Origin of the sequence: Marinobacterium litorale DSM 23545 (assembly GCF_000428985.1) — a bacterium.
GTDB classification, from domain to species: domain Bacteria; phylum Pseudomonadota; class Gammaproteobacteria; order Pseudomonadales; family Balneatricaceae; genus Marinobacterium_D; species Marinobacterium_D litorale.
The window spans coordinates 36414-50419 of the sequence record NZ_AUAZ01000006.1 but is presented as its reverse complement, the minus strand read 5'-3'; the positions used below and the strand labels follow the sequence as shown (position 1 = coordinate 50419).

12 protein-coding genes and 1 pseudogene are annotated in these 14006 nt (G+C 58.4%); 5 read left to right on the top strand and 8 right to left on the bottom strand.

Features of this window, described 5'->3' with window-relative positions; genetic code table 11:
• Nucleotides 1-103: 103 nt before the first annotated feature.
• The 3 genes and pseudogenes from rimK to ilvA form a co-directional block, all read right to left on the bottom strand.
• On the bottom strand, nucleotides 104-1057 hold the full coding sequence (gene rimK / locus G403_RS22460) for a 30S ribosomal protein S6--L-glutamate ligase (protein WP_211232655.1): 954 nt from the start codon (nucleotides 1055-1057) through the stop codon (nucleotides 104-106).
• A 78-nt stretch (nucleotides 1058-1135) separates the two neighbouring features.
• A pseudogene (locus tag G403_RS25535) lies at nucleotides 1136-1552 on the bottom strand (ATP-dependent zinc protease family protein); the annotation flags it as partial.
• A gap of 189 nt (nucleotides 1553-1741) precedes the next feature.
• Nucleotides 1742-3295 carry a threonine ammonia-lyase, biosynthetic gene (ilvA, locus tag G403_RS0106750; protein ID WP_084403964.1) on the bottom strand — a complete coding sequence of 518 codons (1554 nt, stop codon included), beginning with the start codon at nucleotides 3293-3295 and terminating at the stop codon, nucleotides 1742-1744.
• Between the two features lie 108 nt (nucleotides 3296-3403).
• On the opposite strand from ilvA, the gene rpiA reads away from it, so the two are divergent.
• On the top strand, nucleotides 3404-4081 hold the full coding sequence (gene rpiA, locus G403_RS0106745; RefSeq protein WP_027853321.1) for a ribose-5-phosphate isomerase RpiA: 678 nt from the start codon (nucleotides 3404-3406) through the stop codon (nucleotides 4079-4081).
• A gap of 202 nt (nucleotides 4082-4283) precedes the next feature.
• Here the strand turns inward: rpiA and G403_RS25765 are convergent, their stop codons facing one another.
• Entirely contained in the window at nucleotides 4284-4406 is a 123-nt protein-coding gene (locus G403_RS25765; RefSeq protein WP_281171141.1) for a hypothetical protein, read from the bottom strand.
• 226 nt (nucleotides 4407-4632) lie between these two features.
• Between G403_RS25765 and G403_RS0106735 the strand changes: the two genes are divergently transcribed.
• Nucleotides 4633-7488, top strand: coding sequence for a DUF748 domain-containing protein (locus G403_RS0106735; RefSeq protein WP_084403963.1), 2856 nt, complete (start codon nucleotides 4633-4635; stop codon nucleotides 7486-7488).
• A gap of 12 nt (nucleotides 7489-7500) precedes the next feature.
• Here the strand turns inward: G403_RS0106735 and G403_RS0106730 are convergent, their stop codons facing one another.
• Together G403_RS0106730 and G403_RS0106725 are read right to left on the bottom strand one after the other, a co-directional pair.
• On the bottom strand, nucleotides 7501-9984 hold the full coding sequence (locus G403_RS0106730) for an ABC transporter permease (RefSeq protein WP_027853319.1): 2484 nt from the start codon (nucleotides 9982-9984) through the stop codon (nucleotides 7501-7503).
• Nucleotides 9981-10676 carry an ABC transporter ATP-binding protein gene (locus tag G403_RS0106725; RefSeq protein WP_211232653.1) on the bottom strand — a complete coding sequence of 232 codons (696 nt, stop codon included), beginning with the start codon at nucleotides 10674-10676 and terminating at the stop codon, nucleotides 9981-9983. Before G403_RS0106725 ends, G403_RS0106730 begins: the two co-directional genes overlap by 4 nt.
• 126 nt (nucleotides 10677-10802) lie before the next feature.
• Between G403_RS0106725 and G403_RS0106720 the strand changes: the two genes are divergently transcribed.
• Entirely contained in the window at nucleotides 10803-11423 is a 621-nt protein-coding gene (locus G403_RS0106720; RefSeq protein ID WP_027853317.1) for an arylesterase, read from the top strand.
• A gap of 32 nt (nucleotides 11424-11455) precedes the next feature.
• On the opposite strand, the gene sodB is transcribed toward G403_RS0106720, so the two are convergent.
• Together sodB and nudE are read right to left on the bottom strand one after the other, a co-directional pair.
• On the bottom strand, nucleotides 11456-12037 hold the full coding sequence (gene sodB / locus G403_RS0106715) for a superoxide dismutase [Fe] (protein WP_027853316.1): 582 nt from the start codon (nucleotides 12035-12037) through the stop codon (nucleotides 11456-11458).
• 282 nt (nucleotides 12038-12319) lie between these two features.
• Entirely contained in the window at nucleotides 12320-12871 is a 552-nt protein-coding gene (gene nudE / locus G403_RS0106710; RefSeq protein WP_027853315.1) for an ADP compounds hydrolase NudE, read from the bottom strand.
• A 49-nt stretch (nucleotides 12872-12920) separates the two neighbouring features.
• Between nudE and yrfG the strand changes: the two genes are divergently transcribed.
• Both yrfG and hslR read left to right on the top strand, forming a co-directional pair.
• Complete coding sequence (gene yrfG, locus G403_RS0106705) at nucleotides 12921-13577, top strand: GMP/IMP nucleotidase (protein ID WP_027853314.1); 657 nt, start codon at nucleotides 12921-12923, stop codon at nucleotides 13575-13577.
• Entirely contained in the window at nucleotides 13574-13972 is a 399-nt protein-coding gene (hslR, locus tag G403_RS0106700) for a ribosome-associated heat shock protein Hsp15 (RefSeq protein ID WP_027853313.1), read from the top strand. The genes yrfG and hslR overlap by 4 nt, the downstream gene beginning before the upstream one ends.
• The last annotated feature ends 34 nt before the right edge of the window (nucleotides 13973-14006 follow it).

The following is a 14006-nucleotide window of genomic DNA, read 5'->3' as shown; positions in this document are numbered from 1 at the left end:
ATCCTCATTGCAGGGGTGGGCGCAGACTGTATTGTTGGCAAATGGCCCGCGCCTGTCACTCGAAATATCGATGAGAGCTCTACTGATCGTGAACCACCACTGTTCAAGTGGTGGTCCGGAGCTTTTCTGTGTAGGAGGTTTCGTCTTCCTCCGTACCCTCGGTACCCAGTGCCTTTTTCCAGCCCAGTTTTTTCTCGATCGACGAGATCATGCGTCCGGCAATATCTTTTCCGGTGGCCGCTTCAATACCCTCAAGGCCCGGCGAGGAGTTGACCTCCAGCAGCAAGGGGCCGTTCTTGGAGCGGATGATATCAACCCCGGCGATATCCAGCCCCAGCGATTTGGCGGCAGTCGTCGCAAACTTTCTCTCTTCCGGGGTGATCTTGACTACGCTGGCTGTGCCGCCCTGATGGATATTGGCGCGGAACTCGCCCGGGGCCGCCGTGCGCTGGATCGATGCCACCACCTTGCCATCAATCACGAAGCAGCGGATATCTTTACCATCCGCCTCCTTGATGAACTCCTGTACCAGCAGGTTAGCGCGTAGCGATTTAAAGGCGTTGATAACACTCTCTGCCGCTTTCTTGGTCTCGGCCAACACCACACCGCGTCCCTGAGTACCTTCCAGCAGTTTTACGATCAGCGGAGCCCCACCCACCATTTCGATCAGGTCGTTGGTATCCATGGGCGAGTTGGCAAAACCGGTGGTGGGGATATTGATTCCACTTTTCAGCATCAGCTGCAGCGAAAACAGTTTGTCCCGGCTCTTGATGATCGAGTCAGAGGTGTTGGTGGTCAGCACCTTCATGCTTTCAAACTGCCGGGCAAGCGCGCAGCCGTAGAAGGTGACGCTGGGTTTGATGCGTGTTACCACGGCGTCCAGATCGTCTAACAGCCAGCCGCCCCGATAATGCGCTTCAGGGTTCTTGGCATCCAGTTTCATGTAGCACTGCTTGATATCCAGGAACACCATCTCATGGCCCCGCTCTTCACCGGCTTCCATAATGCGCTGGTTACTGTACAGGTCTGGATTGCTGGCCAGCACCGCAATCTTCAGTCCGCTGCGGACGGTCTCTTTCTCGGCGTACAGGGTCTGCAGCTGCTCCTTGTTGAGCTGGCCCATGCAGAAGCTGCTGGAGGGGTCGATCAGGAAGCGTCCGCTCATGGCCTCGCGTCCCAGCAGCATGCGATAGCCCATGGAGTCCCGGTTGGCCAGTGTCAGTTCGATATCCCAGCACTCATCGCCGAGCTGCAAAGGAACGGAAATTACGTAACGCGTTTCCGAAATCCCGCTGGAGCTTTTGACCGAACGCTTGTCCACAACGGGGCGTTCGCAGCGAATGGAGGTGCGACGATTGTTCTGCAGCGGGTGGACCTCGAAACTGACCCAGAGTTTGCTGTCCCGCCGGAATGTCTGAATATTAAACGCGTGGATCGAGGAGGTTTTGGCTCCGGAGTCGATCCGTGCCTTGATGGCCGGCAAACCGAGCTCTGGAAAAGCACACCATTCTTCACTACCGATAATCGCGCTCAATCTGGCTGATCCTTTCATGGAGATAACCGTTAAAGTTCGGGTTCAGGTTTTGGAGGGCAGTCTAGCCGGGAATATCGGTTTGGAACATCCTGTGGGCAACGGATTTTTCAGATTGGTTGGCTCTGGGGCGCGGGTAAGGGGCGGTTATTCGGCTAGCGGGACGAGTGCCGCCGAAATATTGAATCTTCGGCGGCGTCTGATGCGCAATCAGCCCAGGAACAGCTGATAGGCGCGGTTTTCAGTTTCATCGAAGTAGGTGTAACCGATCTCTTCCAGGAACTGGACCACTTTGCTGCGCTCATCCTGCGGCACCTGCATGCCGACCAGAACGCGGCCATAGGCGGCACCGTGGTTACGGTAGTGGAACATGGAAATATTCCAGCGCCCGCCCAGCTTGTTAAGAAACTTCATCAGTGCCCCGGGCCGCTCCGGGAATTCAAACCGGTAGACCACCTCGTTGGTCACGCTGGCCGGGGCATGCCCTCCCACCATATAGCGCACGTGCAGTTTGGCCGTTTCATCGTCGGTCAGGTCTACCACGTCCTCGATGTGTTCCTGCAGCTCCTTGAGCAGCTCGGCACGGCCGCCGTTATTGGGGCGGATCTGGACTCCGGCGAACACCATCGCCTGCTCATCGTCTGAGTAGCGATAGTTGAACTCGGTGATATTGCGCTTGCCCAGGGCGGCGCAGAACTGTTTGAATGCGCCGGGCCGCTCGGGAATACGGGCGGCGATAATCGCTTCGCGTTGCTCGCCCAGCTCGGAGCGTTCGGCGATATGGCGCAGGCGGTCAAAGTTGACGTTGGCACCGGAGTCGATCGCGATCAGAGTCTGACCCTCAACACCATCGCGGGCGACATATTTTTTAAGCCCGGCCACGCCCAGAGCTCCCGCGGGTTCGCAGACGGAGCGGGTATCATCGAAGATATCCTTGATGGCGGCGCAGATCTCATCGGTGGTAACGGTAATAACCTCGTCCACGTAGTCTTTGGCGATCTCCCAGGTGTACTCACCGATCTGAGCCACGGCGACCCCGTCGGCAAAGATACCGACCTGGTCCAGCGTATCGCGAAACCCTTTTTCCATGGCGAGGTGTAAACAGGCTGACTCCGCCGATTCGACACCGATCACCCGCGTTTCCGGGCGCAGGTATTTCACGTAAGAGGCGATCCCGGCAATCAGGCCGCCGCCGCCCACGGGCACAAAAATAGCGTCGATAGGCGCGCTTTCCTGGCGCAGAATCTCCATGGCGATCGTGCCCTGGCCGGCGATCACATCAGGGTCGTCGTACGGGTGGATAAAGACCAGCCCCTTTTCTTCCATCAGCTTCTGGGCATGGCCGCGCGCTTCGTCAAAGGTGTCGCCATGCAAGACCGCGCGACCGCCCAGACGTTTTACGTTGGCAACCTTCACATCGGGTGTGGTCTTGGGCATGACGATGGTCGCTTTAATGCCCAAATGCCTGGCTGAAGCGGCAACGCCTTGTGCATGGTTGCCCGCCGAGGCGGTAATCACCCCACGCGCTTTCTCCTCGTCATTCAGCTGGGCCATCTTGTTGTAGGCGCCGCGAATCTTGAACGAGAACACCGGCTGTTCATCTTCGCGCTTGAGCAGCACGCGATTGCTGAGGCGTTCTGATAAACCGCGCGCTTCATCCATCGGCGTTTCACGGGCGATGTCATAGACGCGGGCTTCGAGGATTTTCTTGATATAACGCTGCATAGGTCGCTTCTGTGTGTTGAGTGGCGTCGATCCGCACATTTCAGGAGGCCAAATGGTATCGGCTCTGCCCATTAGCGTCTATAAGGGGGGGCGACACTTGGCTATAATCGCGCCAGATCCCAACCCTATGAGAAACGTGAGCAGGTCATGACCCAGGACGAAATGAAACAGGCGGTTGCCCGTGCCGCGGTTGAGCGTATTCGGCCAAAGCTGGAAAACGATACCATCATCGGTGTGGGCACAGGTTCAACGGCCAACCTTTTTATTGATGCACTGGCTGAGGTCAAAAACGATTTTGGCGGTGCGGTCGCAAGCTCAGAGGCCACTGCCGAGCGGCTCAAGAGCCACGGGATCGAGGTGTTTGATCTCAACAGCGTGGATCAGCTTGCCGTATACGTGGATGGCGCGGACGAATTTGATCGGCACTTGCATCTGATTAAGGGCGGTGGCGGAGCCCTGACCCGGGAAAAGATTGTAGCGGCGGTGGCGCGCGAGTTCGTTTGTATCGTCGACAGTACTAAAAAAGTGGATCTGCTGGGTGAGTTTCCGTTACCGGTGGAGGTGATTCCCATGGCGCGCTCCTATGTGGCGCGGGAACTGGTCAAACTGGGCGGTCAGCCGGTGTACCGGGAAGGTGTAGTAACCGATAACGGTAATGTGATTCTTGATGTGCATGATATGGAAATTCTGGATCCGAAAGGACTGGAACAGCAGATCAATAATATCGTCGGCGTCGTCACCAATGGCCTTTTCGCCCTGCGTGCCGCCAATGTGGTGCTGATGGGCACCGAAAGTGGTGTTGAAACCCTGCACGATACTCACTGAATACTCAGGCGTTTCTTCCAGAGCTCATTGAACAGCGTCGGTTCAGGGGCGTGTTTGGGAAAGCTGGGATAGAGGAGAGCGGAGGAATCAGGCCCCGGCGTGCGGACTAACCAAGGGTTTCGACGCTGAGGCCTTATCGGCGCGAGAGTTCACCTGCTTTCAGTCGCTTGAGGCCGATGAAGCAGGTAAACCCGAGCCGCTTTTACCACTGAACGACCTGAGTCAGGACCAGTGATACCGGCATGGTGATCCATACCATGGCGATCAGGTTAACGACGATCCAACCAAAGCCAGAACTGTCACGGAAGTTTTCATTACTTGCCATTGTTTTCACCCTGTACTGCTAAAAAGTAAAATCGATCTTTCGAATCGTTATTTGACCGCCCGGACAGCCTGGAGGCCGTCTCGGCGGCGGGCCGGATTCTATCAGGCTGTTCAATTTCTTTACAGATGGTCGCGCCTGGAAGGCATCTGCCAGCGTGAACCTGATTTCGTCGTCCGAGACTGCTATAAAAGAAAAATGCGTTTGTTTTTTCAGGGAGTGTTATTGCATGAGATGGATCGCAGGCGGGATGGGCACGCTGTTGGCACTGGGCTTGGTGTTGCATTCCATACCCTTTCTGGTGCGTGATCAAGCTGTGATCTGGCTGCGAGATCAGGGTGTTGAGGATGCCCGGTTTCGCGCTTTGAATATCGATTGGTTCAGCGGACGTGTTGAACTCTTGGGGTTGAAAGCGCGCAGTGAAGGGCGGTTTCCGCTGGAACTGGATCGACTGGACCTGGATCTGGACTATGCGGCACTGTTTGATAAGCAGCTCCGTGTTCAGCGCGTGCTGGTTGAGGGCCTGCGAGGCGGGCTTGTTTACCGCGATGATGAGCAGTGGTTGGGGCCTATTAACCTGAGTGCGTTGACCGACGCTCAGCCGGAAGATGAGTCTGCAGCGACCACAGAGCCGTCATCCTGGAGCCTGGGCCTGGATGGACTGGCGCTTAAGGCAGTGGACTGGCGTCTTCGGCTTGAAGACCAGGCCCATCACCTGGAGCTGGACCAGCTGGCACTGGGGAGTGTCTATCTCTGGCAACCCGATCTGGAGACTGCGCTGAGCCTTTCAGGCCGCATCAACGGGGCTCCCTTCTCGCTGGATACCCGGTCTGTACCGCTGGCGGAGAATAAACGAGGCGATATCGCGATCCAGATTGAGCAATTGCCTGTGCAATCGCTGACGTCCGCTTTTGTGCCGGAGCTCGAGGCTACCCTGACCACGGATCTTCAAGTGAATCTGGCCCTGGAGGGCAACTCGCTTCAAGTGGCGCCCAGAGGGCGCATTCAGGTTGACCGGTTCCGCTACGATTCAACGTCCGATATTCAAGTGGGTCAATTGGTGTGGCAGGGCGATGCCGATCTGGCGTTGGAGCAGTTTCAGCTCGCTAAGTTGACTCTGGATGGATCTCTGGAGCTGCAGCAGCCCCGGTTCGCTCAGGACGCGCTGGATGCTCAACTGCAGAGCCTGAACTGGCAGGGGCAGGTGGTGCTGGATGACGGCGAATCGATCAGTATCGATGTGGACGGCGCGGTGAAGGGCGGTGGCCTGGCGTTATCTCAACAAGCTCAAGAGGCGTTGGATCTGACCGTGAATGACCTGACATGGCAGGGCCAGGTGGCGCTCGCCATGGCCGAGGGCGGGTCGATGACGGGCCGCCATCAGCTGGCACTGAATCAGTTGCAGTTGGGCCAGGGGGAGTCCCTCAAACTGACGATGAACAGGGTTGACCTGCAGACCCGGCTTAGCACCCGGCAGTTTGATCAGTGGGGCTGGCAGGAGATGCGATTAGCACTTGAGGGTGCAGAGTTAAGCATGGCGCCGTCCATGGGGAGCGAAATAGCAGCGCTGGATGTCCAGTCGCAGGGGGAGTACCAGATTAGTGATGGTCGGCTCTCGGCACAGGTCTCCCGGGTAGGCGTGGGTCGCACCGACCTTCAGGTTGGGGACGGTGCGCCCTTGGCCCGTTTCGAATCGCTTGCTGTCAACGACATGACGTTGGCCTTGCCGCTGGATCTCAGCCTTGCATCGGCCGAGCTCAAAGCGCTGGATATAGACACCGGGGGGGAGCCTCTGTTCGCCTCACTGGGCAGCGGGCGGCTGGAGCAGCTCGTGATGGATAGCGAGCGAGTCGGGATTGGGCGGATCGATCTGGAAGGATTAGTCTCCCGTCTGACCCTGGATGAACAGATGCGTCCGCTGGAACTGGAGGCACTGACCGCTCGCCTGGAGAGCGTGAACTCAGGTCAGTCCGCACCTGAGTCCCAGGCGGAGGCGCCCGGCGCAGATGTCGGCCAGCCACTGCGTGTTTCCGTGGACGAGGCGCGCATTGGCGGAGACAGTGCATTCTATTTCACCGACCGGTCAACACAGCCGGTTTTTGATACCCGGATCACTATTCGGGAAGCCGTGATCCGCGATATAGACACGGCGGGCAGCGCTCAAAGTGAGTTTTCATTCAGTGCCGGTATCGATCAGTTCGCAGAACTGAAGGCCGAGGGTGCGGTCAATCTGATCGGCTCGCCCCGCAGTGGACACTGGAATGCGGAGCTGACCGGCATGGAGCTGCCGGCGTTAAGTCCGTACAGCATCAAATACACCGGCTATTTCCTCAAAAGCGGCCAGCTGGCGCTGGATCTGGAGGGGACGCTGGAGCAGGATCAGCTCAACGGTGAGAACCGTATTCGGCTGCATCGTCTGGCGGTGGACCCGGTGGATCAGGAGCAGATTCAGGACTTTCAGGCGCGGATCTCGATGCCGTTGGGCACCGCCGTGGCTGTGCTCCAGGACGATAACGACAATATTGATCTGGACGTACCGATCAGCGGGTCACTGGATGACCCCGAGTTTGATTACCAGAGCATCATCAATCGGGTGGCCGGAAAAGGGGTCAAGCAGGGAGTGTTGAGCTATCTGACGAAGGCGTTGCAGCCCTATGGTGCGCTGATCTCTCTGGCACAAACTGCGATCAAGGCCAGCAAAACCGGCGCCTTTATCAGCCTGGAGCCGGTCGGCTTCGAGCCGGGCAGTGACCTCCCGGTCGCCGGTGCCACGGACTATCTGGAACAGCTGGCGGGTTTGCTTGAGCAGCGCTCAGCGTTGCGCCTTAACCTGTGCGGTATTGCCGTTGAGTCCGATCGGACTCTGTTAGGCGAGACCCTGCGTGAGGCTAACGAGAAAGCCGACGAGCCGCTCGAGCCTGACGCCTTGGCAGCGGAGCTGGACAAACAGCTGGCCGAGCTGGCGGAAAACCGTGCGGTGGTGCTCAAACAGCGCCTGCAGCAGCGGATTGATGGTGAACGCCTGTTCCTGTGCTATCCGCAGGTCGACCAGGAGGGCGAGCCCCGCGTTGAGCCCGCCCTCTAACGGCCGTATGGCCTACGCGCCTGCGCGCAGCAGCCGGTAGCACTGATCCAGCCGCAATGGGCGGCGGATCAGTACACCGGTGACCACGAAAAAGCAGGATGCCAGTGCCGGTAACGCAACCCAGAGTGTTGGGTGCAACCGCGGCTCAACATCGATCAGCGCCAAGTGCAAGCCGGCCAGTACCAGCTCGGCACTGAAACCAGCCAGAGCCCCGCAGACCAGACCCAGCAGCAGAAACTCCAGCAGGTCCAGGCGGCGGGTCTGGCGGCCACTGGCGCCCAGTGTCTGCATCAGGGCCGCTTCAAAGCGACGCTGCTCCAACGCCTGCAGCAGTGTGACTGCCATCAGGATCAGCCCGCAAAACAGCGTCAGTCCCAGGATCATGGCTGAACTATCTCCCAATCGCTTGAGCCAGGTGGCCAACTGGGCCAGTAGCTGGTCGATATCGATCAGTGTCAGCGACGGGAATTCAGAGAGCATCTGTGTGGCCAGTGCCTTGCGCTCTCCTTCCAGACGGAAACTGGTGATCCAGGTGGATGGGTAGGACTCCAGCGCGCCGGGACTGAAGATGACGTAGAAGTTGGGTCGGAACGAGGTCCACTCCACCCCGCGGACACTGGTGATCTCAGCGGACACCTGCTGGCCGCCGATATCAAAGCCCAGGCTGTCACCGATCTTCAAACCCAGGTCTCCCATCATGTCCTGCTCCACCGATATCTGCGGTCGATCAGGGGTCTCCTCCCACCATTGGCCGGCCAGGAGTTCATTATGCGCCGGTTTGTCGTGGGTCCAGCTCAGATTGAGTTCCCGGTGCAGGCTGTTGTCCTGAAGCTGCTCTTCGTTGAGTTGGGGTCGGATCGGCTTACCGTTCAGCTCGTTGAGACGGCCTCGGATCATTGGGTAGAGCTGACTGTCGATCGTGTTCTGCTCCAGAAAGCGATCCAGATCCGGTTTCTGCCAGGGTTGAATGTTGATCACGAAGAAGTTCGGCGTATCCGTGGGGAACTTGGCGCGCCACTCGGCCAGCAGGTCGGAGCGGCTGACCCAGACCACCGCCAGCAGGGTTAGCAATAGTACGATGACGGCTGATTGCAGACGGTGCCATTTACGCTGCTGGCGCAGACGCAGGCGCAGCAGTTTGCCCAGCAAAAGTCGGTTGGCCAGGGGCTCAGCGGCGCGTACCAGCAGCCACTGGGCAATAAATCCGAACAGAGTGCCGCCAACCAGTAGCAGCACCAGCAGGATCAGCGCGGCCAGCGGAGCCTGGAGGAATACCAGCAGGGTGACAGCCAACAGAGCAAGACAGATCATTTGCAAGGTACGGGCGCGTTTATCCTGGGGGGGACTGTCGCCGCGCAGCAGGTGTGCCACGGGGATGCGCGCCAGTGAAAGCACTGGCGGCAAACCGATCAAAATCAACATGACTAGACCTAGTGCGGCACCGCTGAACCAGAGGTAAGGCGCGGGGTCGGGCAGACGTTGGGGCAACAGGTTGGCCAGCCAACCCTGTATGGCGCTATCCAGCAACACGGCGGTAGCCGTACCCAGCAGGGCGAGCGCTACCCAGGCCAGCAGCAGTTGGTAGAGATAGATGCGCACCAGTTGGCCCGGGTTCAGGCCCAGATTAAGCAGCAGCGCACTGCGGGTGTGCTGTTTCTGGCTGAACCGGCGCAGGCTGAGCAGTATGGTCAGCGCCGATAGCAATAGGGCGGTCAGAGCAGAGAGTTTCAGGTAGGCCAACGCGTTACCCAACGCGTTCCCGGTCAATGGTTGATCCGTGCGCAGGGCCAGCAGGCGCTCGTGGTCCGCCAGCGACGGCCTTAGCTGGGCGTCCATTGCGGCAACCGATTCCTTGTCGCCAGCCATCAGCAGTCGAAAGCTGGCTCGGCTGCCCGGGGCCAGTACGCCGGTGGCTTCCAGGTCGCTGCGGTTGATGATGATATGGGGGCTGAAACTGCGAAAACCGGTACCCCGGTCCGGTGAGCTGATCAGTTCAGCGCTGATGGTAAACTCGCTGTACCCCAACTCCAGTGTCTCGCCCGGCTGCAGGCCCAGTTGGCTCAGAACGCGCTGTTCCACCCAGACTTGCCCAGGTTCCGGCAAGTCTGTGGTTTGGGCGGGTTCCGTGATGATCTCGCCACGCAGGGGGTAGGGCGCAGTGGCGGCGCGAACGGAGACCAGCATCGGCGGTGTGTCTCCGCCGGTGGGGTTGGAGATCATGCTGGGGAACTGCACCACCCGGGTCTGTGTGAGGCCGCTGGCTTCTATCTCATCAAGCCGTTCGTCGCTGAGTGGGCGGCTGCTGCTCAGTACCAGATCGGCCCCCAACAAATTTGCACTTTCGCGCAGCAGCCCCCGTTCCAGGCGGTCGCCTAGCAGGGTCAGCAGTGTGGTCAGGGTAATGGCGATCCAGGTGGCCAGCAGCAGTGCACGCCATTCAGTGGTGCGCAGTTGAGTCTTCAGCTGGCGTCCGGCCAGGCGCATAAGCAGACTCATGAGGTAATCTCCGTCAGGGCTCCGTTGTGTAAACGCAGGCGACGATCGCAGCGGGCAGCGAGTTCCGGATCATGAGTAATCAGAATAAGGGTCGTATCCTGCTGCTGGTTGAGTGCAAACAGCTGATCGATAATCCGGGCGCCGGTTTCCTCATCCAGGTTGCCCGTGGGCTCGTCGGCAAACAGCAGCCTGGGCTGGGTGGCAAAGGCGCGTGCGATAGCCACACGCTGCTGCTCACCGCCCGATAGCTGTGCCGGGTAGTGGTGAAGGCGTGGCTCCAGTCCAACCTGTGACAGCCAGTGAGCAGCCTCCTTGTCCGGGCTTTCGGCACCCCTGATCTCCAGTGGCAGGCGCACATTATCCAGTGCGGTCAGCTCCGGCAGCAGGTGAAATGACTGAAAGATGAAGCTGATTTTGGTGGCTCTGAGCCGGGCGCGCTCTTCATCACCCAGCAACTCCATCTCCTGACCTTCAATCAACACCTGGCCCTCGGTTGCGGTATCGAGGCCGGCCAACAGGCTGAGCAGGGTTGATTTTCCGGCGCCGGATCGGCCGACGATGGCCAGGCTCTCACCAGGACGAACCTGCAGGTCCAGGCCGCTGAAAAGTGTGACGGCCCCGGCCTCGGTCTGAAATACTTTGCTGATTGAGCGGGTTTCGATCATCAGGTTTTCACGGGTAGACTGATCCATATCCATCTCGTATCTGGTTTATCTATCGGGTTACGCGGATTTTAGGTGAGCGGAGCACCCACTATTGCACGTATGAGCCCTGAGGGAACCAATGGTTCTGATAAGAAGTGTAAAGGAGCGACAATAATGCGCGTATTTCTGTTTCTGATTTTGCTGATTTCGGGTGTGGCTCAGGCATCGCCGCTACTGGTGCTCGGGGATAGCCTGTCGGCGGCCTACGGTATTGAACGGGACCAGGGGTGGGTTAACCTGCTGCGACAGCGCCTGTCGGAGCAGGGGTATGATCTGGAGGTGGTCAATGCCAGCGTCAGCGGTGAAACCACCAGTGGCGGATTGAGTCGGTTGCCGCCCCTGCTCGAAACTCATCAGCCAAGTATTGTGATTATCGAGCTGGGTGCCAATGATGGTTTGCGCGGTACGCCGCTGGATATCGTCCGGCGCAATCTGGAGCAATTGGTAGAAACTGCTGAGGTGTCTGGCGCGCGTGTGATCTTGGTGGGTAATCATCTGCCACCCAACTATGGCCCGCGTTACACCCAGGCGTTTTTTGCGCTGTTTCAGGAGGTCGCTGAGGAAAAGAGCGCTGTGCTGGTCCCTTTTCTGCTTGAAGGGGTCGCCGATGACTGGGATCTGATGCAGGAGGATGGTTATCATCCCAAGGCGAAGGCTCAGCCGAAACTGCTGGATACGGTTTGGCAGGTACTTGACCCGGTCTTAGGGTCGGAAACGGAAAAGGCGCCCCAATGAGGCGCCTTTTTCAGCGTTGATCAAACCTTTGATCAGGCGAAGTTCTGGTTCGCGAAGTCCCAGTTCACCAGTGACCAGAAACCTTTCAGGTATTCCGGACGCGCGTTACGGTAATCGATGTAGTAAGCGTGTTCCCACAGGTCGACGGTCAGCAGTGCAGTCTGGCCGCTGGTCATCGGAGTGCCCGCGTTGCTGGTGTTGACGATCTCCAGGGAGCCATCAGCGTTTTTCACCAGCCAGGTCCAGCTGGAGCCGAAGTTGTTAACGGCCTTGTCGTTGAACTCTTCCTGGAACTTCTCGAAAGAACCCCACTTGGCGTTGATGGCGTCAGCGATAGCACCAGTGGGCGCACCGCCACCGTTCGGGGACAGGCAGTGCCAGTAGAAGGTATGGTTCCAGATCTGAGCGGCGTTGTTGAATACACCACCAGCCGGTGCAGACTTGATGATCTCTTCCAGAGACTTGCCTTCGTACTCGGTGCCCGGTACCAGACCGTTCAGCTTGGTCACGTAGGTGTTGTGGTGTTTGCCGTGGTGGTATTCCAGAGTTTCGGCGGAGATGTGCGGTTCCAGAGCATCCTTTGCGTACGGCAGTGCTGGCAGTTCAAAGCTCATAATAATTCACCTTATTTGTTTGACAGGTTTCCGAAAGTCCTTGGCGTTGTACAGCCGCTAGAAACACGGCCGGCAGCCGTCGTACTTTCAAGCATAAAACTGGGTTAGCCCATCGGGTCACCCTCGGCGGTGAACCGATAATAGCACCCTTATGGGTCAGTATCATGGCACAAACTGTAGTGCCTTTATCGGTCTTGGCGTCCGGTAACGGCCCCGCCAAGCCGTTACACGAGGTAATGGGGATGGCTGGACGGGATTGCAAGCCCTGGTGTTCGATATTCTCTAGCGCGGCTCGGTGTCGAGAAAGTGCCGGGCCAGATAAAGTGCTGCCACGGCACGGCCTTCGGCGAACGCCGGGTCCATGGCAAGCGCGTCAATATCGCTTAATGGCCAGGCCACCGGCTCAAGCGGCTCGGGTTCGTCGCCCTCCAGCTGGCTGGGGTAGAGGTCGCGGGCCAGAATAATATCGATCTGGTGGCCCATGTAGTTGGGTGCTGAGCAGAGCTTCTTGAGCGGTATCAATTCACGGGCACCCAGCCCCACCTCCTCTTGAAGTTCGCGGTTGGCCGCTTCGAGTGGTGTTTCGCCTGGATCGATCAGCCCCTTGGGCAGCGTCAGGATATAATCGTGCAGACCGGCCGCATATTCGCGAATCAGACGCAGGTTGTTGTCGGTGTCGACAGCGACAACCATAACAGCCCCGCGCCCCCGGTTGGACAGGCGCTCGAAGCGGCGTTCCACACCGTTACTGAAACGCAGGTCCAGCGCCTCTATTTGGAACAGCTGGCTCTGAGCAACCGGGGTTACCTTCAAAATGTCCGGCTTTCGGGGCATACTTTTGATCCCTTTTTAAGTCCCATTCAACACAGAGTTTTCCCTGATTATGCTTGATTGGCAAGCCGTGGATACTGTTCTGCTCGACATGGACGGTACCCTGCTCGACCTTCACTTCGATGCACATTTCTGGTTGGAGTTCATGCCGTTGCGTTATGCCCAGCGTCATGGGCTGGATCCGGCTACCAGCCGCGATCCGCTGATTGAACGGATCATGTCCGAACGCGGTTCGCTCAACTGGTATTGCCTGGACTACTGGAGCCGCGAGCTGGATCTTCCCATCGCCGAGCTTAAGCGTGAAGTGGCAGACCGTATTGGCTATCGCCCGGGGGTGGAAGATTTTCTGGCAGCCCTGCGCCGCAGTGGGCGGCGGACTCTCATTGTGACCAATGCGCACCGTGACAGCCTCAGCCTCAAGGTCGAGCGTACCGGGGTCGATCAGCTTGTGGATGCAGTGATCTGTTCCCATGACTTCGGCTTGCCCAAAGAAGATGTCGCCTTCTGGTCTAAACTGCAGCAGGTGGAGCCCTTCGACCCGGGGCGTACGTTGTTGGTTGAAGACAGTGAGCCGGTGCTTGAGTCCGCCCGGCGGTTTGGCATTCGTCACCTGTTGTATGTCGCGCAGCCTGACAGTCAACAGCCGGCGCGCGAGAGCGATACCTTTGAAACCGTTCACGACTTTGCGGAGGTTATGCCACCACAATGAGCAAAGATTCAAAAGCCGCTGAGGCGTCCAAGGTTCGTCTGGATAAGTGGCTATGGGCCGCGCGATTTTACAAAACCCGGGCCCTGGCCAAGGCGATGATCGAAGGTGGCAAAGTGCATTATGACGGCCAGCGAGCCAAATGCAGCAAGATGGTGGAGGTGGGCGCCAAACTGCAGATTCGCCAGGGTAATGAGGAAAAGGTTGTTGAGGTACTGGCGTTGTCCGATCAGCGCCGTGGCGCACCCGAAGCCCAGAAGCTCTATCGCGAAACCCAAGAGAGTATTCAAGCGCGCGAGCAGCGTGCCGCCGAGCGCAAACAGATGGGCAGCGCGCCGGATCAGCGACCCGATAAAAAGAGTCGGCGGGAGTTACTTCGGGTTAAAGGCCGGTTTTGAACCGAGGACGCTGTTTTTGGGCCGGTAATATGAT

Coding starts and splice junctions, on each gene's coding strand:
- G403_RS0106720 (WP_027853317.1), top strand. CDS start 10,803: ATGCGCGTATTTCTGTTTCTGATTTTGCTGATTTCGGGTGTGGCTCAG.
- G403_RS0106725 (WP_211232653.1), bottom strand. CDS start 10,676: ATGGATCAGTCTACCCGTGAAAACCTGATGATCGAAACCCGCTCAATC.
- G403_RS0106735 (WP_084403963.1), top strand. CDS start 4,633: ATGAGATGGATCGCAGGCGGGATGGGCACGCTGTTGGCACTGGGCTTG.
- ilvA (WP_084403964.1), bottom strand. CDS start 3,295: ATGTGCGGATCGACGCCACTCAACACACAGAAGCGACCTATGCAGCGT.
- sodB (WP_027853316.1), bottom strand. CDS start 12,037: ATGAGCTTTGAACTGCCAGCACTGCCGTACGCAAAGGATGCTCTGGAA.
- hslR (WP_027853313.1), top strand. CDS start 13,574: ATGAGCAAAGATTCAAAAGCCGCTGAGGCGTCCAAGGTTCGTCTGGAT.
- nudE (WP_027853315.1), bottom strand. CDS start 12,871: ATGCCCCGAAAGCCGGACATTTTGAAGGTAACCCCGGTTGCTCAGAGC.
- rpiA (WP_027853321.1), top strand. CDS start 3,404: ATGACCCAGGACGAAATGAAACAGGCGGTTGCCCGTGCCGCGGTTGAG.
- G403_RS25765 (WP_281171141.1), bottom strand. CDS start 4,406: ATGGCAAGTAATGAAAACTTCCGTGACAGTTCTGGCTTTGGTTGGATC.
- G403_RS0106730 (WP_027853319.1), bottom strand. CDS start 9,984: ATGAGTCTGCTTATGCGCCTGGCCGGACGCCAGCTGAAGACTCAACTG.
- yrfG (WP_027853314.1), top strand. CDS start 12,921: ATGCTTGATTGGCAAGCCGTGGATACTGTTCTGCTCGACATGGACGGT.